General features: G+C 62.6%; 20 protein-coding genes and 2 pseudogenes. 17 read left to right on the forward strand and 5 right to left on the reverse strand.

Features of this window, described 5'->3' with window-relative positions; all coding sequences use genetic code 11:
• Nucleotides 1-2: 2 nt before the first annotated feature.
• The 4 genes from JQ591_RS23840 to JQ591_RS23855 are packed head-to-tail and all read left to right on the forward strand — an operon-like array spanning nucleotide 3 to nucleotide 3,629.
• Nucleotides 3-1,031, forward strand: a complete 1,029-nt coding sequence (locus JQ591_RS23840; protein WP_211398408.1) for a branched-chain amino acid ABC transporter permease — start codon at nucleotides 3-5, stop codon at nucleotides 1,029-1,031.
• Nucleotides 1,028-1,783 (forward strand): ABC transporter ATP-binding protein, encoded by a 756-nt coding sequence (locus JQ591_RS23845; protein ID WP_211398409.1) that lies wholly within the window; start codon nucleotides 1,028-1,030, stop codon nucleotides 1,781-1,783. The genes JQ591_RS23840 and JQ591_RS23845 overlap by 4 nt, the downstream gene beginning before the upstream one ends.
• A complete protein-coding gene (locus tag JQ591_RS23850) occupies nucleotides 1,776-2,492 on the forward strand; it encodes an ABC transporter ATP-binding protein (RefSeq protein WP_027519013.1) in 717 nt (238 codons plus the stop codon). Before JQ591_RS23845 ends, JQ591_RS23850 begins: the two co-directional genes overlap by 8 nt.
• Nucleotides 2,493-2,510: 18 nt before the next feature.
• Nucleotides 2,511-3,629 (forward strand): cobalamin-independent methionine synthase II family protein, encoded by a 1,119-nt coding sequence (locus JQ591_RS23855; RefSeq protein ID WP_211398410.1) that lies wholly within the window; start codon nucleotides 2,511-2,513, stop codon nucleotides 3,627-3,629.
• Nucleotides 3,630-3,843: 214 nt separating this feature from the next.
• On the opposite strand, the gene JQ591_RS23860 is transcribed toward JQ591_RS23855, so the two are convergent.
• On the reverse strand, nucleotides 3,844-5,562 hold the full coding sequence (locus JQ591_RS23860; protein ID WP_211398411.1) for a caspase family protein: 1,719 nt from the start codon (nucleotides 5,560-5,562) through the stop codon (nucleotides 3,844-3,846).
• Nucleotides 5,563-5,736: 174 nt separating this feature from the next.
• Here JQ591_RS23860 and JQ591_RS23865 point away from each other — a divergent pair, with 174 nt between their 5' ends.
• From JQ591_RS23865 to JQ591_RS23900, 9 genes and pseudogenes are all read left to right on the forward strand, one after another.
• The gene (locus tag JQ591_RS23865) at nucleotides 5,737-7,092 is read left to right on the forward strand and encodes a hypothetical protein (protein WP_211398412.1); all 1,356 of its coding nucleotides are present in this window, start codon (nucleotides 5,737-5,739) and stop codon (nucleotides 7,090-7,092) included.
• Between the two features lie 62 nt (nucleotides 7,093-7,154).
• Nucleotides 7,155-8,351: a methionine adenosyltransferase gene (gene metK, locus JQ591_RS23870; RefSeq protein WP_211398413.1), complete on the forward strand. Its 1,197-nt coding sequence runs from the start codon at nucleotides 7,155-7,157 to the stop codon at nucleotides 8,349-8,351.
• Nucleotides 8,352-8,480: 129 nt separating this feature from the next.
• On the forward strand, nucleotides 8,481-9,902 hold the full coding sequence (gene ahcY / locus JQ591_RS23875) for an adenosylhomocysteinase (RefSeq protein ID WP_211398414.1): 1,422 nt from the start codon (nucleotides 8,481-8,483) through the stop codon (nucleotides 9,900-9,902).
• 286 nt (nucleotides 9,903-10,188) lie between these two features.
• Entirely contained in the window at nucleotides 10,189-10,593 is a 405-nt protein-coding gene (locus tag JQ591_RS23880; RefSeq protein WP_211398415.1) for a hypothetical protein, read from the forward strand.
• Between the two features lie 43 nt (nucleotides 10,594-10,636).
• The gene (locus JQ591_RS23885; protein ID WP_211398416.1) at nucleotides 10,637-10,786 is read left to right on the forward strand and encodes a DUF5989 family protein; all 150 of its coding nucleotides are present in this window, start codon (nucleotides 10,637-10,639) and stop codon (nucleotides 10,784-10,786) included.
• An 8-nt stretch (nucleotides 10,787-10,794) separates the two neighbouring features.
• Nucleotides 10,795-12,582: pseudogene (locus tag JQ591_RS35400) on the forward strand (carbamoyltransferase family protein); the annotation flags it as partial.
• 174 nt (nucleotides 12,583-12,756) lie between these two features.
• A complete protein-coding gene (locus tag JQ591_RS35405; RefSeq protein ID WP_283817909.1) occupies nucleotides 12,757-13,611 on the forward strand; it encodes a class I SAM-dependent methyltransferase in 855 nt (284 codons plus the stop codon).
• Between the two features lie 40 nt (nucleotides 13,612-13,651).
• A complete protein-coding gene (locus JQ591_RS23895) occupies nucleotides 13,652-14,746 on the forward strand; it encodes a hypothetical protein (RefSeq protein ID WP_211398418.1) in 1,095 nt (364 codons plus the stop codon).
• Nucleotides 14,747-15,011: 265 nt separating this feature from the next.
• Nucleotides 15,012-16,478: a flavin-containing monooxygenase gene (locus tag JQ591_RS23900; protein WP_283817902.1), complete on the forward strand. Its 1,467-nt coding sequence runs from the start codon at nucleotides 15,012-15,014 to the stop codon at nucleotides 16,476-16,478.
• 20 nt (nucleotides 16,479-16,498) lie between these two features.
• Here JQ591_RS23900 and JQ591_RS23905 read toward each other — a convergent pair whose 3' ends face one another.
• The gene (locus tag JQ591_RS23905) at nucleotides 16,499-17,743 is read right to left on the reverse strand and encodes a YbfB/YjiJ family MFS transporter (protein ID WP_211398419.1); all 1,245 of its coding nucleotides are present in this window, start codon (nucleotides 17,741-17,743) and stop codon (nucleotides 16,499-16,501) included.
• 33 nt (nucleotides 17,744-17,776) lie between these two features.
• A complete protein-coding gene (locus JQ591_RS23910) occupies nucleotides 17,777-18,487 on the reverse strand; it encodes an SDR family NAD(P)-dependent oxidoreductase (protein ID WP_211398420.1) in 711 nt (236 codons plus the stop codon).
• A 213-nt stretch (nucleotides 18,488-18,700) separates the two neighbouring features.
• Between JQ591_RS23910 and JQ591_RS23915 the strand changes: the two genes are divergently transcribed.
• The 3 genes and pseudogenes from JQ591_RS23915 (at nucleotide 18,701) to JQ591_RS23925 (ending at nucleotide 20,988) form a co-directional block, all read left to right on the forward strand.
• On the forward strand, nucleotides 18,701-19,624 hold the full coding sequence (locus JQ591_RS23915; RefSeq protein ID WP_211398421.1) for a LysR family transcriptional regulator: 924 nt from the start codon (nucleotides 18,701-18,703) through the stop codon (nucleotides 19,622-19,624).
• Between the two features lie 145 nt (nucleotides 19,625-19,769).
• Nucleotides 19,770-19,925 carry a hypothetical protein gene (locus JQ591_RS23920; protein WP_199198727.1) on the forward strand — a complete coding sequence of 52 codons (156 nt, stop codon included), beginning with the start codon at nucleotides 19,770-19,772 and terminating at the stop codon, nucleotides 19,923-19,925.
• 134 nt (nucleotides 19,926-20,059) lie between these two features.
• Nucleotides 20,060-20,988 (forward strand): annotated as a pseudogene (locus tag JQ591_RS23925) (aspartyl/asparaginyl beta-hydroxylase domain-containing protein).
• 40 nt (nucleotides 20,989-21,028) lie between these two features.
• Here JQ591_RS23925 and JQ591_RS23930 read toward each other — a convergent pair.
• Nucleotides 21,029-21,571 carry a Spy/CpxP family protein refolding chaperone gene (locus tag JQ591_RS23930; protein WP_211398422.1) on the reverse strand — a complete coding sequence of 181 codons (543 nt, stop codon included), beginning with the start codon at nucleotides 21,569-21,571 and terminating at the stop codon, nucleotides 21,029-21,031.
• A gap of 129 nt (nucleotides 21,572-21,700) precedes the next feature.
• Here JQ591_RS23930 and JQ591_RS23935 point away from each other — a divergent pair, with 129 nt between their 5' ends.
• Complete coding sequence (locus JQ591_RS23935) at nucleotides 21,701-22,159, forward strand: YybH family protein (RefSeq protein WP_211398423.1); 459 nt, start codon at nucleotides 21,701-21,703, stop codon at nucleotides 22,157-22,159.
• A gap of 77 nt (nucleotides 22,160-22,236) precedes the next feature.
• Here the strand turns inward: JQ591_RS23935 and JQ591_RS23940 are convergent, their stop codons facing one another.
• Nucleotides 22,237-22,938, reverse strand: coding sequence for a fumarylacetoacetate hydrolase family protein (locus tag JQ591_RS23940; RefSeq protein ID WP_027566820.1), 702 nt, complete (start codon nucleotides 22,936-22,938; stop codon nucleotides 22,237-22,239).
• Nucleotides 22,939-22,949 lie beyond the last annotated feature (11 nt).

Raw genomic sequence — 22,949 nt, forward strand, 5'->3', positions numbered from 1 at the left:
CGATGAGCGCCTCCTCCGACGTCGGTTATCACGCCCAGCGCCAGGCACGCTGGCACTATGGCGAGGCTGCTTTCTGGCTGATCGTGCTGGCCTGCGGCTTCGTATTTCCTACGCGCTACCTGATCATGACGGACATCCTGCGGCTCGCGCTGTTTGCGATGTCGCTTGATCTGATCCTCGGGTACGCCGGCATTGTCTCGCTCGGCCATGCCGCCTTCTTCGGCGTCGGCGCCTACGCGGCGGGACTTCTGGCGCTGCACGGGATCATCAACGAGCCCGTGCTTGCGCTTGTCGTCGCCGGCCTTGTCGCGATGGTGCTCGGCTTCGCCACCAGCTTCCTGGTGATCCGCGGTGTCGACCTGACGCGGCTGATGGTGACGCTCGGCATCGCGCTGCTGCTCGAGGCGCTGGCCGAACGCTTCTCCAACATCACCGGCGGCACCGACGGCCTGCAGGGTATCGAGATGCAGCCGATCTTCGGTGAGATCCCGTTCGACATGTTCGGCAAGACCGGCTTCTTCTATTCGCTCGCCGTTCTGTTCCTATTGTTCCTGTTCGCCCGCCGCGTCGTGCATTCCCCGTTCGGCCTGTCATTGCGGGCGATCAAGAACAATCCGCTGCGCGCGGCCGCCATCGGAATCCCGGTCAACCGTCGCCTGATTGCGATCTACACGCTCGCGGCGTTCTATGCCGGCATCGCAGGCGCGCTGTTCACCCAGACCACCGCGATCGCCTCGCTCGACGTGTTCGCCTTCGAGCGCTCGGCGGACCTGATGCTGGTGCTCGTGATCGGCGGCACCGGCTATCTCTATGGCGGGCTGGTCGGCGCGGTGCTGTTTCGCATGCTCCAGGAATTGTTCTCCACCATCACCCCGCAATACTGGCAGTTCTGGATCGGCCTCGTGTTGGTCGTGATCGTCCTGGTCGGCCGCCAGCGCCTGCATCGCTGGGTGCTTTATGTGCCCAATCTGGTCATCAGGCAGATAGCCGGGCGCAAGGCCGTCGTCGCCGTGCCGGAGAGCGACGCATGACCATCGCGCTCGAAACCCAAAACCTCGAAAAGCAGTTCGGCGGTCTGCGCGTCACCCGCGATCTGTCCTTGAAGATCGAGCAGGGCGCCCGCCACGCGCTGATCGGCCCGAACGGCGCCGGCAAGACCACGGTCATCAACCAACTCACCGGCGTGCTGAAGCCGAACTCGGGCCGCATCCTGCTGGAAGGCCAGGACATCACGGATCTGCCCGTGCACAAGCGCGTGTTGCGCGGCCTGTCGCGCACCTTCCAGATCAACCAGCTCTATCCCGACCTGACCCCGCTCGAGACCATCGGTCTCGCTGTCTCCGAGCGCCTTGGCCATGGCGGCGACTGGTGGCGGCGGATGGGCACGCGCAGCGACGTCAACGGCGAGATCGCCGACCTCCTGACGCGCTTCCACCTGCTCGATGTCATGAACGAGCAGACCGTGACGCTGCCTTACGGCAAGCAGCGCCTGCTCGAGATCGCGGTCGCGATCGCGGGCAAGCCGCGCGTGCTGCTGCTGGATGAGCCCGCCGCCGGCGTGCCCGAGAGCGAGCGCCACGACATCCTCGCCGTCGTAGGCAGCCTGCCGCGCGACGTCACCGTGCTGCTGATCGAGCACGACATGGACCTCGTGTTCTCCTTCGCCGATCGCATCTCTGTCCTGGTTTCCGGCGCGCTGCTGACCGAAGGCCCGCCCGAGCAGGTAGCGCGCGACCCGCAGGTCAAGGCGGTCTATCTCGGCGAGGAGGCGGTCAATGTCTGACCTGCTTGCGATCGACTCGCTTCGCGCCGGCTACGGCGAGGCAGTGGTGCTGCCGAACATGTCCCTGCGTCTCGCCGAAGGCCAGGTGCTGGCGCTGTTGGGGCGCAACGGCACCGGCAAGACCACGCTGATCAACTCGATCGTCGGCGTCACCCGTCGCTTCTCCGGGACTGTCGGGCTGGCCGGCACCGACGTCACGACCTTGCGACCGGACCAGCGGGCGCGCGCCGGAATCGGCTGGGTGCCGCAGGAGCGCAACATCTTCCGCTCGCTCACGGTGGAGGAGAACATGTCCGCAGTGGCCCAGCCCGGTCCCTGGACCGTCGAGAGGGTCTACGAGATGTTCCCGCGGCTGAAGGAGCGGCGGAGCAACTTTGGCAACCAGCTCTCCGGCGGTGAGCAGCAGATGCTGGCGATCGGCCGCGCGCTGACCCTCAATCCGAAAGTGCTTCTCCTGGACGAGCCGACTGAGGGCCTTGCCCCCATCATCGTCGAGGAGCTCTTGAAGGCGATCGGGACCATCACCCGGGCGGGCGGCATCTGCTCGATTATCGTCGAGCAGAATGCCCAAAAGATTCTGGGGTTGGCCGACCGCGTTGTGATATTGGAGCGCGGAACGATCGTCCACGACGCCCCGAGCGCCGCGCTGAAGGCCGACCCCTCGGTCCTCGAGCGCCATCTCGGCGTCGCAGGGGCGGCGGCCCACTAAAATAACTGGGAGTAAGAAATGCAGCGAACCAAAGCCCCTTTCCGCGCCGACGAGGTCGGCAGCCTTCTGCGTCCCGCCAAGATCAAGGAAGCCCGCGCCAGGCTCGAGAAGGGCGAGATCTCGGCTGACGATCTGCGCAAGATCGAGGACATGGAGATCGAGAAGGTCGTGCACAAGCAGGCTTCGCTCGGCCTGAAGCTCGCCACCGACGGCGAATTCCGCCGCTCCTGGTGGCATTTCGACTTCCTGGCCAAGCTCACCGGCTGCGAGCTGTTTCATCCTGACGCGGGCATCCAGTTCGCGGGCGTTGAGACCCGGCACGATGCGGTGCGCGTGATCGGCAAGCTCGACTTTCCCGATGACCACCCGATGCTGGATCACTTCCGCTTCCTGAAGAAGGTCGCCGACCAGGCCCACGTCACCGCCAAGATGACGATCCCGTCGCCCGCGGTGCTGCACTTCCGCGGCGGCCGCAAGGCGATCTCCAAGGACGTCTATCCCGATCTCGAGGCCTTCTACGAGGACCTCGGCAAGACCTACCGCAAGGCCGTGAAGGCGTTCTACGACGCCGGCTGCCGCTACCTCCAGTTCGACGACACCGTGTGGGCCTATCTCTGCTCCCAGGACGAATTGCAGAAGGCGCGCGAGCGCGGCGACAATCCCGAGGGTCTCCAGCAGATCTATGCGCGCGTCATCAACTACGCGCTGGCCGAGAAGCCCGCCGACATGGTGGTGACGACGCATGTCTGCCGCGGCAATTTCCGTTCGACCTGGATTTCCTCAGGCGGCTACGAGCCCGTGGCCGAGACCATGCTCGCCGGCACCAATTACGACGGCTACTTCCTGGAATACGATAGCGACCGTGCTGGTGGCTTCGAGCCGCTGCGCTTCCTGCCCAAGGGCAACAAGGTCGTCGTGGTCGGCGTCATCACCTCGAAGTTCGGTGAGCTCGAGAACAAGGACGCGATCAAGCGCCGTCTCGAAGAAGCCGCCAAGTTCGCTCCGCTTGAACAGCTTGCACTCTCCCCGCAGTGCGGTTTTGCGTCGACGGAGGAGGGCAACGTCCTCTCCGAAGAGGAGCAGTGGGCCAAGCTCAGCCTCGCAGTCGAGATCGCGAAGGAAGTGTGGGGCAACTGAGCTCTACGCGTGAGTGACGGGTAACTGGCGCAACACCCTCGGTGTCGTCCCGGCGAAGGCCGGGACCCATATCCCGAGGGAGATGTTGTGACGCGAAGGCGGCAACCCCGAGTCTTCGCCAAACCATTTCCTGTGGTTATGGGTCCCGGCCTTCGCCGGGACGACACTGAGTATTAGGCACGACGCTTCGCCTCACCGCAGCAAACACGGCCCTTCACTTCTCCGCCAGGTAAACCTCGCCCAGCAGCGACGAGTTCGACCACGGCACCTGCTTGTTCTTCGTGGTCGACACCACCTCGGCCCGCACCCGCGTCAGCATCTGCTGCACTTCCAGGCCGGGCGTGCCGAGATGGCGGGAGAGCGCGGCGGAGAACGGCGAGTTGGCGCCTTCGCCGTCGAGCGCGACCTGGCCCGGCGCAGTGGCGAAGGCGATCAGCGTGCCGGCGCCGAGCGTCGCACCGGCGCCCAGGCTCGTTGGCGCTGCGAGGCCCGAGGCAGCCTCGATGGCGCGGTTGGTGCCAGCTGATGCGACCTGCTGTGCCATCGGATTGTTGCGGCAGGCATCGAAGATCAAAATGTTGGTGCGGACCTGGTCATCGAGGCCGGCCATGATCGTGTCCATGTCGATCATCGCGTCCGTCATGCGCGCGCCCGGCTTGAGTTCGACGTCGACGGGAATGAGATAGTTGCGGCCGTCGACCTGCACGCCGTGGCCGGCATAGTAGACCACCACGACCTGCGCCCGCGCCGCCTCCCGCAAAAAGTCACGCGTCATCTTCTGCATCGCCGCGCGGACGAGATCGACGCCTTCTGACACAGTGAAGCCGATATCGCGCAAGCTCCTGGCAACGGCGCGCGCGTCATTCGGCGGATTGGGCAGTGCCTTGACGTGCGCATAGGCGCCATTGCCGATGATCAGCGCCATGCGCGTGCCGCGCGCGGCCGGAGCAGGCGAGGGGGGCGGCGCGGCACCCGTCTGCTGCGGAGCCGATGCCTGTGCCGGCTGCGTCGTCGGTGACGGCGCATCGCGCGGGATCGGCGCGCTTGCGTCGGTGACCAGCGACAGCCGCACCTTTGCGGTGGCTTGATTGGCCTTGCTGCCGGCATCGGAAGCCACGATCGCCAGCGTCGCCTTGTAGTCGTCCCTCGCGTGCGCGTAGTCGCCTTTCGCCTCATAGGCCAGCGCGCGATGGGTGTAGCCCGAGATCAGCACGCTGTTCGGCGGCGTCATGATGTTGACGGGCGGTTTCTCCTTGGCCAGGCGGATTGCCTCGCTGCCGTCGGCGATGGCGCGATCGAGATCGCCCCTTGCACGCCAAATCGCGGTGCGGTTGATCAGCGGTTGCGGCAGCGTCGGGTCGAGCCGGATCGCCTGGTTGATGTCGGCGAGCGCGCCGTCGAGGTCGCCGAGCGCCTCCTTGGAGATACCGCGGTTCTGGAACGAGAACGCCGATCTGGGATCGGCCTTGATCGACATATCGTAATCGGCGATCGCCTTGGCGTAGTCGCCCTTGCCGCGCCAGGCATTGCCGCGATTGTGGAAGATCGTGCCGCTCGGCGGTCCGAGCTTCAGCGCATCGTCGAAATCGGTGATCGCGATCTCGTGCTCGCCTCGATCGTAGTAGGCCGATCCCCTGAGATTATAGGCCGCCTGGCTCGGCTGGAGCCGGATCGCTTCCGTGGCGTCCGTGATGACCTTGGCGTAATCGCCCTTCTTGTTCCAGCCCACCGCGCGCCAGAAGTAGACCGTCGCGAGCTGCTCGCCTTTGAACACCTTCAGCGCGATGATCCTGGTGCAGGCGTCGATCATCTGGTCTGCGGGCGTGGTGTCGGTGGTGCAGAGCGGCCCAAGCTGGCTGCGCGCCTGCGCAAATGCGGGCGCCGACCACAGGGTCGCAGCGAGCAGGCAGAGCGCGACGAGAAGGCGGCGCATGGCGGTGGTCCCGTAGAGAAGAGGCGTCTGTTTGTTGCCCGGCAGGGTGTGGTGGTTCACGGCTCCTGCCGTTGTGCACAACAGCGAACCGGGGCGCCTCGATCCCCTATTCCCTCAGTGGGCAGATTTTGCTAGGAGGCGGTACCCAACCTCTCTGCCCACCGCGTCCCACTTATGAAAAACGACGAAATCCTGAGCCAAATCACCGAGTTCTGCCGCAAGGCGGACATGGCGGAATCGACGTTTGGCCGACGCGCGGTGAACGATGGGAAGCTCGTGCACCGCCTGCGCGAGGGCAAGCGCATCACCATCGACACGCTGGACCGGATCCAGGCCTACATGGCCGCATCGATGGCCGGCGGCGTGCCGCCACCGCGGGGACTTCAGGTGCCCCCGGAAAAGCGCGATCCGCGCGGCAATTTCCGCTTTTTCGAGAACCGCCAGAAATACCTGCTGTTCGTCCACACTTGCAGCGAGAAGCGGGTGGTCGCCGAGCGCGTGGCGCTGGAGCTTGCCAGCATCCATCCCCGGCCCCCGGCGTTGCGCGTGTTCGACGCCGGCGTTGGCGACGGCACGGTGCTGGCGCGCGTGCTGCGCTCGATGCATCAGCGCTTCCCGCACATGCCGTTCTATGTCGCCGGCAAGGAACTCAGTCTCGAGGACCTCCGCCTGACGCTGGAGAAGGTGCCGGATCGCATTTTCGAGCATCCGGCCTCGGTGTTCGTCTTTACCAACATGTTCTACTCGGAGGCGCCCTGGCTCACACCGGCATCGCCCGCGGCGGCCGCCGCGACCGTTTGGCATGAGGTTCCCCTGCGGGGGGCTTCCTCGGGCGAGTTCGAGACGCAGATCGCGGAGTTGAAGCCGTTTTTGGAGCAGAACTGGCGCGCGGCGGTCAGCCCGCGCACGGGCATGCCGCTGTATGAGCGGCCTGTCGTGCTGGTGCTCTACCGCGAAGATCAGCGGTTTCTGCTCGATTCGACCATTCCACGGCCGGGCCAGACCGAGGCCAATTTCGACCTCGTTATTGCATCCCAGCCATACCGCGCGCTGTCGTCGGTCAATTTTCGGGCAAAACGGATCATTGCGCCCCTGGCGCGGGCCTTGCGGGCAGGCGGCCGCCTGATCGGAATTCACTCCCACGGCCAGGATCCGGGCATGGAAATGATCCAGGCGATCTGGCCTGGAGAAAATCCTTTCTCAGTGAGCCGTCATGAGCTATTGCGCGCAGTGAAGTACGAGCTGGGCTCGGTGGGCCGCGACTTAAATTTTAATGCTTATGCGGATAACCGCTCGATCTTCAGGTATGATATGGAAGCTCTGCCCAACGAGGTGACAGGCACTATCGGAACCTCGACGGCCTTTGCAGCGTGGAATGCGGCGGTGTACGTCGCTCAGATCGAGGATGACCGGTTGACAGAAATGGCTCAAAGCGGCCGCACTCTTGATGCCGCCAGGGACGTGTTGCGCAAGTACAACGGGCTCTGGTTCTACGACGAATCCTACGTGATCTCGCGCCGGCGAGATTGACATAATTCACGGGTAAACATCGCAAACGACCGCCGGCTAGTGGCGGAACTAAGGGGTTACTGATGCGCGCGTCCTATCTCTTCACCAGTGAGTCCGTGTCCGAAGGCCATCCGGACAAGGTCTGCGACCGGATCTCCGATGAGATCGTCGATCTGTTCTACCGCGAAGGGCCGAAAGCCGGCATCGATCCCTGGCAAATTCGCGCCGCCTGCGAAACGCTGGCGACCACAAACAAGGTCGTGATCGCCGGCGAGACCCGCGGTCCCGCATCCGTCACCAACGAGCAGATCGAAGGTGTCGTGCGCGCCGCGATCAAGGACATCGGCTACGAGCAGGACGGCTTCCACTGGCAGAAGGCCGACATCGAGATCCTGCTGCATCCGCAGTCCGCCGACATCGCGCAGGGCGTCGATGCGCTGCAGCCGGGCGAAGTCAAGGAAGAGGGCGCGGGCGACCAGGGCATCATGTTCGGCTACGCCACCAACGAGACGCCCGATCTGATGCCGGCGCCGATCTTCTACGCCCACAAGATCCTCCGCCTGATCTCCGAAGCCCGTCACTCCGGCAAGGAGAAGGTGCTCGGTCCGGACTCCAAGAGCCAGGTCACCGTGCAGTACGAGAACGGCAAGCCCGTCGCCGTGCGCGAGATCGTGGTGTCGCACCAGCATCTGGTCGAGGACATCTCCTCCAAGCAGATCCGCGACATCGTCGAACCCTATGTGCGCGAGGCGCTGCCGAAGGACTGGATCACGCCGAAGACGATCTGGCACATCAACCCGACCGGCAAGTTCTACATCGGCGGTCCTGATGGCGACGCCGGCCTAACCGGACGCAAGATCATCGTCGACACCTATGGTGGCGCGGCCCCGCACGGCGGCGGCGCGTTCTCCGGCAAGGATCCGACCAAGGTCGACCGCTCGGCGGCCTATGCGGCGCGCTACGTCGCCAAGAACATCGTCGCGGCCGGTCTCGCCGACCGCTGCACGCTGCAGCTCGCCTACGCCATCGGCGTGGCGCGCCCGCTGTCGATCTACATCGACACCCACGGCACCGGCAAGGTGTCGGAAGACCAGCTCGAGAAGGCCGCCGCACAGGCGATGGATCTGACGCCGCGCGGCATCCGCAGCCATCTCGATCTCAACCGCCCGATCTACGCGCGCACCTCGGCCTACGGCCATTTCGGCCGCACGCCGGACAACGAGGGTGGCTTCTCCTGGGAGAAGACCGATCTCGTCGAACCGCTCAAGCGCGCGCTCTAGTTTCCGTGCGACACTCCGGGGCGCTCGCGTGAGCGAGCGAACCCGGGATCTAAGTCATCACATCGATATTCCGGGTACGGCTCTTCGGGGCGTCCCGGAATGACCAATTCAACAACAGGACGCCCCGCAATGAACGCGAAGCCCGGCTTCACAGATTACATCGTCAAGGACATGTCGCTCGCCGATTTCGGCCGCAAGGAGCTCTCGCTCGCCGAGACCGAGATGCCCGGCCTGATGGCCACGCGCGAAGAGTATGGCCCGAAGCAGCCGCTCAAAGGCGCGCGCATCGCCGGCTCCCTGCACATGACGATCCAGACCGGCGTGCTGATCGAGACGCTGGCAGCGCTCGGCGCCGACATCCGCTGGGTCTCCTGCAACATCTATTCGACGCAGGACCATGCCGCGGCTGCGATCGCAGCCGCCGGCATTCCGGTGTTCGCCGTCAAGGGTGAGAGCCTTACCGAATACTGGGACTACACCGCCAAGCTGTTCGACTGGCACGGCGGCGGTCACCCGAACATGATCCTCGATGACGGCGGCGACGCCACCATGTACGTCCATCTCGGTCTGCGCGCCGAGAACGGCGACACCAAGTTCCTGGACAAGCCGGCTTCGGAAGAAGAGGAAGTCTTCTTCGCGCTTCTCAAGAAGCAGCTCAAGGAGAAGCCGAAGGGCTACTTCGCCGAGATCGCCAAGAGCATCAAGGGCGTTTCCGAAGAGACCACCACCGGCGTGCATCGTCTCTATGACATGCAGAAGGCCGGCACGCTGCTGTGGCCGGCCATCAACGTCAACGACAGCGTCACCAAGTCGAAGTTCGACAACCTCTATGGCTGCCGTGAATCGCTGGTCGACGGCATCCGCCGCGGCACCGACGTGATGATGTCGGGCAAGGTCGCGATGGTCGCGGGCTTTGGCGACGTCGGCAAGGGGTCGGCCGCCTCGCTGCGCCAGGCCGGCTGCCGCGTCTTGGTCTCCGAAGTCGATCCGATCTGCGCGCTGCAGGCGGCGATGGAAGGCTATGAAGTCGTGACCATGGAAGACGCCGCGCCCCGCGCCGACATCTTCGTCACCGCGACCGGCAACAAGGACATCATCACGATCGAGCACATGCGCGCGATGAAGGACCGCGCCATCGTCTGCAACATCGGTCACTTCGACAACGAGATCCAGATCGCGGGTCTGCGTAACCTGAAGTGGACCAACGTCAAGCCGCAGGTCGACGAGATCGAATTCCCCGACAAGCACCGCATCATTATGCTGTCGGAAGGCCGCCTCGTGAACCTCGGCAATGCGATGGGCCATCCGTCCTTCGTGATGTCGGCCTCCTTCACCAACCAGACGCTGGCGCAGATCGAGCTTTTCGCCAACAACAAGGACGGCAAGTACAAGAAGGAAGTGTACGTGCTGCCGAAGTCCCTCGACGAAAAGGTCGCGCGCCTGCACCTCGCCAAGATCGGCGTCAAGCTCACCGAGCTGCGCAAGGACCAGGCCGACTACATCGGCGTCAAGCAGGAAGGTCCGTACAAGTCGGACCACTACCGGTACTGATCCGCTGATCGCATCTATTATCGACGCAAAGCCCCGGAGCGATCCGGGGCTTTGTTGTTTTGAGCGGGACGCAGCGCGCTTCCGTGGTCACCAAAGAGATCGACACGTTCACGCACGACGGCATTCGCGTGAAGGACGGCAGCGTGCTTGCGGCCCCGTGGTACCCTCCGAAGGGCGGTTCCACCCGATAAAGCGCTGCTGAAGTTTGGTCTTTAGCTGTGCTTGACAAACCTTCTCCCCGACTATTCAACTCTGGGTCGATATGACAAGTCGTGAGGGGTGGGGCATGACGGAACACGCAGGGCAGCGGCTTCCCTCAGAGCGCTCGTTTGGATTGGTATTCACGGGCGTTTTCGCCTTGTTCGGGCTCTGGCCTGCAGTCGTTCACAGCGCGTCGCCGCGATGGTGGGCGCTCATTATCGCTCTCGGCTTCGTCGTGTGCACGGCGTTTTGGCCGCATGGCCTGAGACCGCTGAATTTCGTTTGGTACAAGATCGGCGTGGCGCTTCACCACGTCGTCAACCCACTTCTCATGGGGTTGATCTATTTCGGAGCCGTTGTGCCGATGGGCTTGATCATGCAATTCAGGGGGCGCGATCCGCTGCGAATGAAACGAGATTCCAAGATTGATAGCTATTGGATCCGACGTCTTCCGCCGCTCCCGGCGGCGACGCTAGGCAAGCAATTCTAAGCGCGGTCGCTTTCCAGGCTTTACATTTCGAGAGAGCCACACGATGTCATTCTTGCTGGAATTTTGGGATTTTATGCGGGTGCGCAAGAAGTTTTGGCTTCTGCCGCTGCTGGCGCTGATGATGTTGTTCAGCGGACTCATCGTCCTCACAAAGGGGTCGGCGATAGCACCATTCATCTACGCGATCTTTTAGTCCCTGACATGAACATCCTAGGTATATCGGCGTTCTATCATGATAGCGCGGCGGCGTTGGTTCGCGACGGCGAAATCGTCGCCGCGGCGCAAGAGGAACGGTTTACCCGTTCAAAAAACGCGAGCGAATTTCCCGAGAAGGCGATCCGGTGGTGTCTCGCGAATTCCGGCCTTGCTGGCGATCAAATCGACTTCGTCGCCTTTTATGACAAGCCGTTCTTGAAATTCGAGCGCCTTATCGAGACATATTTTGCATTCGCTCCAAGAGGATTCACCTCCTTCAGCAAGGCGATGCCACTCTGGATCAGCGAAAAATTGTTCCAGAAGGATTTGCTGCTGCGCGAACTGCGTGCCATCGACCCGGCACTTGGCGTTGCCAGTAAGCTGATGTTCAGCGAGCATCATCTAAGTCATGCGGCATCGGCATTCTATCCGTCGCCCTTTGAGAATGCGGCTATCCTGACACTCGACGGCGTCGGTGAGTGGAGCACGACAGCCGCCGGCACCGGCCGGGGCAACGAGATCAACATCGACAAGGAGATCCATTTTCCGCATTCCATAGGGCTTCTGTACGCGGCCTTTACTTACTACACGGGCTTCAAGGTCAACGCCGACGAATACAAGGTCATGGGCCTTGCTCCTTATGGGGAGCCGAAATATGTCCAGACGATCCTCGACAATTTGATCGACCTGAAGGCGGACGGTAGCTTCAGCGTGGCGCAGGAGTATTTCGACTACTGCACCGGTCTGACGATGACCAATCCAAACTTCGACCGTCTTTTCGGCGGGCCGCCGCGTCGTCCCGACGAGCGGATCACGCAACGCGAGATGGATCTGGCGGCATCGATCCAGGTCGTGACCGAAGAGACGGTGCTCCGCCTGACGCGTTCGCTCGCCAGAGAGACCGGAATGCGCAATATCTGCCTGGCTGGCGGTGTAGCTCTAAACTGCGTTGCGAACGGCAAAGTGCTTCGCGATAAAGCCTTCGACAACATCTGGGTGCAGCCCGCGGCTGGTGATGCCGGCGGTTCGATCGGGGCGGCTCTCGTTGTGCATCACATGCATCTAAATAAGCCGAGAACTGTAAACCGCGCCGTCGACGGAATGAAGGGAGCCTATCTCGGCCCTCAGTTCAGCGATACGGAAACCCGCGGGATACTTGACAGGTTCGGGGCGCGTTACCGCGAACTTGACGAGAAGGCGCTATATGACGAAGTGACGTCGGCACTCGTGGAGGAAAAGGTTGTCGGCTGGTTCCAAGGTCGTATGGAATTTGGGCCACGAGCCTTGGGGAACCGGTCTATTCTGGGCGACGCCCGTTCGCCGCGGTTGCAACGCGAACTCAACCTTCGGATAAAGTATCGCGAAAGTTTTCGGCCATTCGCTCCCGCCGTTCCGCGCGAGGATGTTGCGGACTATTTTGAGCTCGAAAGCGATAGCCCCTACATGCTCCAAGTCGCGCAGGTCCGAAAAGACCGAACGATTGCGATGAGCGACGAGCAAATTGCCTTGCAGGGGATCGACAAGCTGAATGTGCCGCGAAGCGATATTCCGGCGGTCACGCATATCGACTATTCGGCTCGCGTGCAGACGGTGCATGCCGAAACCAATCCGCGCTTCCACCGGCTATTGCGCGAATTTCAGGCTCGAACCGGTAGCAGCGTTCTTGTCAACACCAGCTTCAACGTCCGTGACGAGCCCATCGTGTGCAATCCGGAAGACGCGTACCGCTGCTTCATGAATTGCGAGATGGACGTTCTCGTGATCGGTAACATCGTCCTGCGCAAGGAAGATCAACTGTCGCCGTTGCCGTCCACGGCTTCGAGCGGAGATACGCTTATTCCCACCCGCCTGCTTGCCTGCCTGAAGCAGCCGGGAGCGCCGGACGAAAGTAGCTTGGAGAGGATCGCGGGCGGGTTCCGCTGTCCGTCTACCGGCGCAACCATGCTTGATGTCGACGGCATTCCGTCAATGCTCGAGAGCGTCCGCAAGGATGATGCCGCCGGCGTGACCGAGAAGATCAAGGCATTCTACGAGGAAAATCCCTTTCCGAGCTACGAAGGGGTTCAGGACTTTGGCGAACTGGTCAACCGGGGCCAGAAGAACGGTTTTGCCCAAGGATTGCTGGATGCCATCGGTCACAACAAGCTGATCCTCGAGTGCGGTTGCGGTACCGGCCAAATGTCGCAATTCCTGTCGCTGAACAATAATCACGTTCTGGGAATTGATCTGTCGATCTCGAGCCTCAAGCTGGCGGTCGAGCACAAGCTCCGCAATGGCCTGCAGAGATCGGCCTTTGCACGGATGAATATTTTCGACCTTGGCGTAAAGGATGACACTTTTGATGTCGTCCTGAGTTCCGGCGTGCTCCACCACACCAAGGACGCCCGCAGGGCGTTTGCGGCGATCGTCCGCAAAGCCAAGCCGGGCGGCATCGTTATTGTTGGCCTTTACAACGCGTTTGGACGCCTGCCGACGCTGATGCGATCAAAGCTCATTGGCGTATTCGGAGCGAATATCGATTCAGTTGTCCGCAACAAGATCCATGACAAGCGTAAGGCGGAGATTTGGATCAAGGATCAGTACTACAATCCTCATGAAACCTGGCATTCAATTGACGAGGTGATGCAGTGGTTTGCTGAGAACAATATCGAATACTTGAACTGTTATCCGTCCATCGTCGGCAGCGGAGGCGATGAAGTCGGATTGCTGGCGCCGTCAAGTTCCGGCTCCAAAGCGGCGCGGCTTCTTACTCAACTGTCGTGGCTTGTTACGACCTCGGAAGAGGGCGCGCTTTTCGTTGTGAGCGGCAGACGGAAAGGTTGACCAGGTCGCGCTGCGGCAGACAAGCGGAGTTCTGATAGTTATGAAATTTACAAAGCGGCGCGCATTGTTTGCCGGCCTTGGGATATTTTTGGCGTTCATCGCCATTGAGGGCGAGAGCTACGGGTTTGCGCGGCTTTCGATCGCCAACGGAAACTCATATTGGTTCTACAAGCCGGACATCTTCGATATTTCGGATGGGCAGCTTGCTAGTGAAAACTCCGCCGGAGTCCTTGGCTGGCCTAGAACTGATGTCCCTCGCGCGCAATCCCCGGAGCGCAGCCCAACATGCGGAGCCGCGTTCGGCGACTCGATGACTCGCGGCGACGAGGTGCAGGACAATGAGGCCTGGGTTCATCTTTTATCGGAACGTCTTGGTTGCAACGTAAGTAATTTTGGAGTCGGAGGCCATGGCCTTGATCAGACGACCCTGCGTTACGAGCAGATCAATCCGCCTGGACATTTCGTGCTGCTGGGCCTCTTTATCGAGATGCTCCGCCGTGATCTGGCGGCGTCGTGGACCTTTTATCAGGGGCCCGGGAGCGACAATCTTCCGCATTATTCCATGACGAAGCCAATGTTTGTGATGGCCGGCGACGGGATACGGTTGATCTCTCGGCCATCGGCGCCTGTGACGCGCGAGGCGATCGAGCAGCACCATGAGCACGATTTTTTTTCAAATACGCTCTGGACGCCGTTGTCGTTTCCGTACAGCTACTCGGCAGGCCGAGCGATTTTTCGTAGATTATACGACAAGGTCGATCTCATCAATGAGTCCTCCAATATTTACTGGAGCGAAAGCCATCCATCCCGTGCCGGCGCGCTCGCCGAGAGAATAATTGCACGAATGCTCGATGATGTCAGGCAGCGGAAACAACGAATGGTCGTCGTCATGATACCGCAGGTGGAAGAGACGCTGGCGCCCCAGCCTGCCTACTCAAAGTTCATGCAGGCCTTGGGTCGCCGCGTGCCGGACCTGTGCATCATTGACACCTATCCCGCCCTGACCGCAGCCGCCTCGAGAGTCGGAATGCCGGCCTTGAGGGCACCGCAGGGACATTATACAGCGGCGGGCAGCATCATCTTGGCAGAGACCGTTCATCAAGGTTTGCAGCGTTGCGGCATTTCCGGGGCCTGATCAAACTGCAGTCGCTTCATCGCGCTCTTGAAGTCGTCGGGCGATGGCCCATGCGGCCAAGGCTACTGAGTACGTCCAGGGGGCCTGCTGTGGGGTCTTGTCCACGAGGGGGATGAAGCGACGGGATTGCGGTGGCCGCGTGCACTTATTTTAAGATACGCCAAGCCATGGTATGTTTCGACCGGCACTTACATTTTGCTTTGCTATGAGCGGACAAGCACCGACTTGCAGTTGAGTTCAGCTGGACCCGGCGCGAAGGGGAATCATGAGCAGCCTGTCAGACCATTTCGACGTGCTGGTCGTCGGTGCCGGCCTGTCCGGCATTGGCGCGGGCTATCATCTTCAGACCAAATGCCCGGGCAAGAGCTACGTCATCCTCGAGGGGCGCGACTGCATCGGCGGCACCTGGGATCTGTTTCGCTATCCCGGCGTCCGCTCCGACAGCGACATGTTCACGCTCGGCTATTCCTTCAAGCCCTGGACTGATCCGAAGGCGATCGCCGACGGCGCGCAAATCCTCAACTACGTTCGCGAAACCGCGGCCGAGAACGGCATCGAGAAGCACATCCGCTTTCACCATCGTGTCAAACGTGCGGCGTGGTCGACCAATGAGGCGCGCTGGACCGTCGAGGCCGAGCGCATCACGGGCGAGGGCGCGACCGAAACCTTGGGCTTCACCTGCAATTTCCTGTTCATGTGCTCGGGCTATTACAAATACGAGGCGGGATACACCCCGGAGTTTTCGGGCGTCGCGGATTTCGCCGGCCGCATCGTGCATCCGCAGAAATGGACCGACGACATCGACTGCGCGGGCAAGCGCGTCGTCGTGATCGGCTCGGGCGCGACCGCGGTGACGCTGGTGCCGGCGCTCGCCAAGACGGCTGCGCAGGTCACCATGCTCCAGCGTTCGCCGACCTATGTGGTGTCGCGTCCGGCGCAGGATCCCGTCGCCAACAAATTGCGCCGCAATCTGCCGACGCGCCTTGCCTATCATCTGATCCGCTGGCGCAACGTGATGTGGGGGATGTTCTTTTTCCAGCTCAGCAGGCGCCGCCCTGCGAAGGTGAAGGAGCTGGTTCTCAAGGGCGTGCAGATGGCGCTTGGCTCCGACTACGACGTCGCGACCCATTTCACGCCGCGCTATAATCCCTGGGACCAGCGGCTCTGCCTCGTGCCTGATGGCGATCTGTTCAAGGCGATCCGCGAGCAGCGCGCCTCCGTGGTCACCAAAGAGATCGACACGTTCACGCGCGACGGCATCCGCCTGAAGGACGGCAGCGAACTCGCGGCGGACATGGTCGTGACCGCGACGGGGCTGGTGCTCCAGGTCGTCGGCGGTCTCGAAATCAACGTCGACGGCCGCGCCGTCGATTTTGCCAACACGCTGACCTACAAGGGCATGATGTATGCGGACGTGCCTAACATGGCCTCCGCCTTCGGCTACACCAACGCATCATGGACGCTGAAATGCGACCTCACCTGCGAATATGTCTGTCGGCTGATCAACTACATGGACCGGCACAATTTCCGGCAGTGCGTGCCGCATAACGACGACCCGGAGATCACCTCGCAGCCGTCGCTGGATTTCACCTCGGGTTATGTGCAGCGCTCGGTCGCAAAGATGCCGAAGCAGGGCTCGAAGCAGCCGTGGCGGCTCTACCAGAACTACGCCCTCGACATCGTCTCCTTGCGGTTCGGCCGGATCGACGACGGTGTGATGCGGTACTCCTGATCGCGCCGTCGGCGTTGCTCCTATGCTTTGCGCGTCGTGAGCACGACGCCAAGATCAATCGCGAGTGCGAGCACCACGGCGCCGCCGCCCAGCGCGAACAGGGCGAGATAATCGCCGCCGGTCTGCGCGTAGATCCAGGAGAAGCTGTAGGCCGCGGCCGCCTGGAACAGCGCGAAGCTCGTCGTGGCATGGCTCCATGTCGTGCGCTGCTGCTCGGTCGCATGCGGAACGAGCTCATGGATGCGTCCGAGCACCAGCGGTACGATGCCGGGTGTGAAGCCGCCGACCACCACGCTCGACACGATCAGCGAGAGAGGCGTGGTGCTGACGGTCGGGAGCAGCACGGCGGCCGCTTCGATCACGAAGGCGGCCCGCAGCGCGGGTCCGAATCCAGCGCGGTCGCCGAGATGACCGGTGACCAGCGGGCCGGCGATTGCGCCAAGGCCATAGAGCACCCAGTAGCGCGATCCCGCGGCAATACCCTGGCCGAGGCCGCGTGCGACGAAATCGACGACGAAGACCATGTGCGGCACCAGCGCCACCGCGTTGAGGCCGTATTGAACGAGCAAAGCGCGCACGACGGGCGAAGCATGGTCGTGCTTCGCGCGATACGACGGCACGGTATCGGCCTTGGCCTCAGCAGGCCAGTTCCACCAGCTCACCAGCGTGAGCGTGCCCGAGAGCACGCCCAGGCCATACCAGCTCTGTTGCAAGCCTTGCTGCAGCAACAGCGGCACCAGCGTGCCCGATGCGGCGACACCGAGCCCGACGCCGGCAAAGATCACGCCGCCGACGATGCCGCGCCTCGCGGCCGAGGTATGCGGCAGAATGACAGAGGCCGCGAGTACCATGATGATTCCGCCGGTGAGCCCCGACAGGAAGCGCCAGGCGAAGAACCAGGTGAACGACACCGGGGTCGAGCTGGCAAAAAAGGAGAGGGTGGCGAGCAACATCATCGCCCGCACTGCGCGGACGGCGCCGATGCGTGCGGCCACAGTCCGCGCCGCGAGCGCGCCGGCGAGATAGCCGGCGAGGTTCGCTGCACCGAGATAGACGACGTCGGACGCGCCGAACCATTTTGCGGCGATCAGGGCCGGGATCAGCGGCGTGTAGGAAAACCGGGCGAGGCCAAGTCCGACCAGCGATGCAGACAAGCCCGCAACCGCATATCGCCAGGTTTGCTGTGAAGAAGCCTGTCGTGACGTCGAACCCGACCGCTCATGCGGCCGGGGGTGAACTTGCTGCCTGGCATCTGCGTCTGTCATGTCGTCCTCGTGCGCGCGAAGGCGCGGGTACGTTCAGTGGCCGGCGCTCTGGCCACCGTCGACATGCAGGATTTCGCCGGTGACGAAGGAGGCACCCTCGAGATAGAGCACGGCATCGACGATGTCGGATATCTCGCCCATACGGCCCATCGGGTGCAGCGCGCCGAGCTGTGCGTGCGTCGCGACGGGATGCATCGTCGACTTGATGATGCCGGGCGACACCGCATTCACGCGAATGCCGCGCTTGGCATATTCTATTGCCAGAGACTTCGTCGCGGCGTTCAACCCGCCCTTGCTCAGCGATGCCAGCACCGAGGGCACGTTCGAATTGGCCTGATCGACCAGCGTAGTCGTGATCTGGACGACGTGGCCGGAACCCTGCTTCTCCATCTCGGCGATGGCGAGCTGTGTGATGTTGAAGAAGCCTGCGACGTTTGTGCCCATCACCGCCGCATAATCCTCCGCGGTGTACTGCGTGAACGGCTTTGCGACGAAGATGCCGGCATTGTTGACCAGGGTGTCGACACGGCCGAAACGGGCGACAGCTTGCGAGACCACGCGCTCGGCTGTGCTCCTGTCGGCGATGTCGCCGGCAACGGCGAGAACATCATCGTCGCCCGACGCCTTGATGGACCGCGCGGTCGCGACCACGCGATAGTTGCGATCGCGAAAACCCTGGACGAGGGCGGCGCCGATGCCCTGCGAAGCACCGGTGATAATGGCGACCTTCTGTTCGATACCCATGACGGGCTCCTGTTGTTGGTTTGAAAACCTGCGCCAGCAGCGGCTGGCTTGCCCGCTGAGATACGCCTCGGTGCCCCGGCTGCGAATACGCGCTGCCCGGCACACACTCTTTCGCGGCGCGAACGAATGCCGGACCGGGCCTCGGCGGTGGTTGTCGTGACCGGAGCGAACGCCTAATTTCGAGGCGGACCCTGATGGGCTGGCGGGAAGGCTATGGATCGTCTGGATGCAATGAAGGTGTTCGTCCTTACGGTGGACGAGGGCAGCCTGGCGGCCGCGGGACGCAAGCTCGGCCGTTCGCCGGCGGCGGTGAGCCGCGCCATTGCGTTCCTGGAGCAGCGGGTCGGTGCCGAGCTGCTGCACCGGACCACACGTTCGATCAAGCTCAGCGAGGAGGGCGAGCGCTATGTCGCGATCTGTCGCCGCGTGCTCACCGAGTTGGAGGAGGCCGACGACTTCGCGGTCGGTCCGCGCACGGCACCCCGCGGCCTGCTGACGATCACCGCCCCCGTGGTGTCGGGTGAGATGGTGCTGCGGCCGATTCTCGATGCGTTTCTCGACGCCTATCCGACCGTGTCGGCAAAACTCCTGCTGTTCGATCGCGCGGTCAATCTGATCGAGGAGGGTGTCGACGTCGCGCTTCGCATCGGCCATCTCGCGGATTCGGCGATGGTCGCGATGCGGGTCGGCGAGATCAGCCGCGTCGTGGTGGCATCGCCGCGCTATCTGAAGCAGCACCCGCGCATCACCGAGCCCGGCGACCTCGCCAAGCACCAGATCGTCGCGATGGCGCACCTTCCCAATTCCTGGACCTTTGCGCCGCAGGCCGGCTCGTCGGCAGCCCGCACGGTGCAGTTTACGCCGCGGCTCGTCGTCAACAGCACCTATGCGGCGGTGGCGTCGGCCGTCGCCGGCCGCGGTGTGGCGCGAATGTATTCGTATCAGGTGGGTGAGCAGGTCGCGCGCGGCGAGCTCGAGATCGTGCTGGCCGGCGACGAGGATCCGGAGATGCCGGCGCATTTGATCTGTCCGCAGGGCCGGCTCGCGGTGCCGAAGGTGCGGACCTTCACGGACTTCGCCGTGCCGCGGCTGAAGAAGCAGTTTGCACAGCTCAAGAGCAGCATCACTGCGCGTTGAGCCGCTGCATGCACGGCAATGCGTTGTTTTGCGTATACGGCCGCTCGGCTGAATCGGCCATGCTGCCCGAACGGTTAACGCCGGATTAACCGCGGAGTCCTAGGCTGTCTCGGCCGGGGTTACTCGCAAGGCCGAGGTGAGCCCAATGGAAGCCCAGAGAATTGCGGTCGACGCCGTCGTCGCGCTGACCGATTGCGACCGCGACGCCGTCATTGCCTTCATCCGCAGGCTCTATCTCGCCGGCGTGACCGACCCCAAGCGCCTGACCTTCAAGGGTCTCCAGGCGCTGTCGCGGGTCTGATTCGGCTCGCTTCGGCTTCAAATTCCTATCCCTGATCTCCGGAGCGTGATTGCAACCCACCGGTGAATATCTTGCTGCTTGGGCCGCGGCGGGGTAGATCACGTTCCCGCTTGGACCACCGGGGAACGGGGGAGATGTTAAAGCAGCTTTTTGCGCCGCAACTTGTCATTCTGTACGTGCTTGTGGCATCGACGATTTACGTTCACTTCCGAGGCAAGCAGCGATTGCGCTTTGCCCGCCAGCTCGGCGATCACTCGACCTATCTCGCGCCCTACAACGTGCTCATGTACGCGGGCTCGGCCGTGCCGAACAGGCCGGTGATCCCGGTCGAGCGGTTTCCGGAGCTGAAAGCCCTCAGCGAAAATTGGGAAACCATCCGCGACGAGGCCGTTCGCCTGTTCGACGAAGGCTTCATTCGCGCGGCGGCGAAGAACAACGATTGGGGGTTCTACTCGTTCTTCAAGAGCGGCTGGAAGCGGTTTTACCTGAAATGGTACGACGACTTCCTGCCCTCGGCGCGCACGCTGTGCCCGCAGACGGTCGAACTGCTGAATTCGATTCCATCCGTCCATGGCGCGATGTTTGCGATGCTGCCGCCGGGCGGCAAGCTCGGCGCCCACCGCGATCCTTCGCCGGCTCGCTGCGCTATCACCTCGGCCTCGTCACGCCGAACTCGAACAAGTGCCGCATCCTGGTCGACGGCGTCGAATGCGTCTGGCGCGACGGCGAGGCCTTCATGTTCGACGAGACCTTCATCCACAGCGCGGAGAATGCGACCGACGTCAACCGCATCATCCTGTTCTGTGACGTCGAGCGCCCGATGAAGTTCGGCTTCATGACCGCGATCAATCGCTGGGTCAGCCATCACATCGTCAAGGCCTCGGCGACGCAGAACGTCGACGGCGAGAGCGTCGGCCTGCTCAACAAGGTGTTCGGCAAGCTCTACGAGATCCATCTTGCGAGCCGCAAGGTCAAGGAATGGAATCGCAACGTCTACTACACGCTGAAATATTCGCTGACGGCGCTGATCCTCGGCCTCATCGTGCTGTCGGCGTTGCGGTGATCCGTATGCATAGGGTGGCGAAGCAAGCCGCCAGCATTTTCTAGTGATGATGCTTGTGTCCTTCGGAGCTACCAGGGCGCTGGTAACCTCGCAGCTCCGCGTATCGCTGCATTTGGCTCTGATCGAGCAAGGCGGTTGTCGACAGATGATATTTGAGGTGGCTTTCGCGGAGCAGTGCCTGGGTTTCCGAAATGGCAACGAGGGTCGCCTTGAGTGACTCCGATGTCACGACGCGGGCAGAGAAGAGCCGGTCCAACTCCGTTTCCTGCTCGACCAGCTTGTTACCCAGCGGGACCGCCTCTTGCTTCATGGCGTCGAAGAGGCGCTGAACCTGGATGCGCTGATCGGCGGTCAGATCAAGCCGATCGCCGAACTCAAGAACATGGCTCGGACCGGGATATCCATTGAGTTCAGCGGCAAGCGCCAGTCCCATGCCCCGTCCGGCTCGAAGATCGTCGATCTGCTGGTGCGACAGCGCCTTGATGGGGCGTTGCTCAAGGCCAGCATAGGGCTGACCGGACTGCGCTCCGGCAACGTTGCACGAGACGATAAGCGTGGCCGCAAGCAGGAGAAGGCGTCTCATGAGTCTGGCTCCATGAAATCGGCCCGGTTCGTTGATCGATCTCCACCGGTGCTCTCCACATATCTTGCTGGACGGTTCGCCCCATGGCAACAAGATTGCCGGATTGAGCGGTCAAACATGGAGCAGGCGATGGCCCCGTTGCCAGTTGCAAACACTGAGCTGGTGCAATTCTTCCGCGCGTGGCTGGAAACCTTCGCGGGCTATGTCCGCGAGGTCGACTATGCTTCGGCGCGGCCGCTCTTCCATCCGGATGTGCTGGCCTTCGGCACGCACAACGACGTCATCCCCGGCATCGACCAATGGGTCACGACGCAATGGGACAACGTCTGGCCGAAGACGGCCGACTTCCGCTTCGTCCTCGATCAGACCGCGATTCTGGCGTCACCCGATGGCGCGATGGCAACCGTGATCGCGCCGTGGACGAGCACGGGCTATCATCCCGATGGCAGCGCGTTTCCGCGTCCGGGCCGGGCAACCATGGTGTTTTCAAGAGATGGCGATGGCTGGCTGTGCGTGCATTCGCACATGTCGCTCAATCGCGGTGTGCCGCAGGCAAGCCACGCCGATCGGCCGGTGAAGGCCTGGTAGATCGGCAACGTCCGTCATCGACATGCAAAAGGCCCCGGACATGTCCGGGGCCTTGTTATTTCGAGCCGCCGTAAGCCTTACTCCGGCTGGCCGATCGAGACCTTCAGCGTGCCGACGCCGTCGACGCCGCATTCGAGCTTGTCGCCGGGCTGGAGCTGCGACACGCCGGCTGGCGTGCCGGTCATGATGATGTCGCCGGCGGCGAGTTTCACTTGCTGCGAGAGCTGCCAGATGATCTCTGGCACGTTCCAGATCAGCTCGGTGAGGTCGCCCTTCTGGGCTTCCTTGCCGTTGACCGTGAGCCAGATCTTGCCTTTGGCGGGATGGCCGATCTTCGATGCCGGCTGCACCGCGGAGCAGGGCGCCGAATAGTCGAACGACTTGCCGATCTCCCACGGACGCTCCTTCTTGCGCGAGGCGATCTGGAGGTCGCGGCGGGTCAAATCGATGCCGACGGCGTAGCCGTAGACATGGTCGAGCGCCTTGTCGGCGGGAATGTTGAGGCCGCCGCTCTTCATCGCGACGATCAGCTCGACCTCGTGATGCAGATCCTTGGTCAGCGGCGGATAGGGAATGGTGGCGCCGTCGGGCACCAGCATGTCGGCATGCTTGGCGAAGAAGAACGGCGGGGCGCGCTCGTCATTGCCCATCTCGCGGATGTGCTCGAGATAGTTGCGGCCGACGCACCAGATGCGGCGCACGGGATAACGGCCGCTTTCCCCGACGACGGGAAGCGAAGCCTGGGTCGGAAGCGGGATGACGTAGGAGGCGGCGTTCATGTAGCGGTCTC

The organism is Bradyrhizobium canariense (genome assembly GCF_018130465.1).
Classification (GTDB): domain Bacteria; phylum Pseudomonadota; class Alphaproteobacteria; order Rhizobiales; family Xanthobacteraceae; genus Bradyrhizobium; species Bradyrhizobium canariense_C.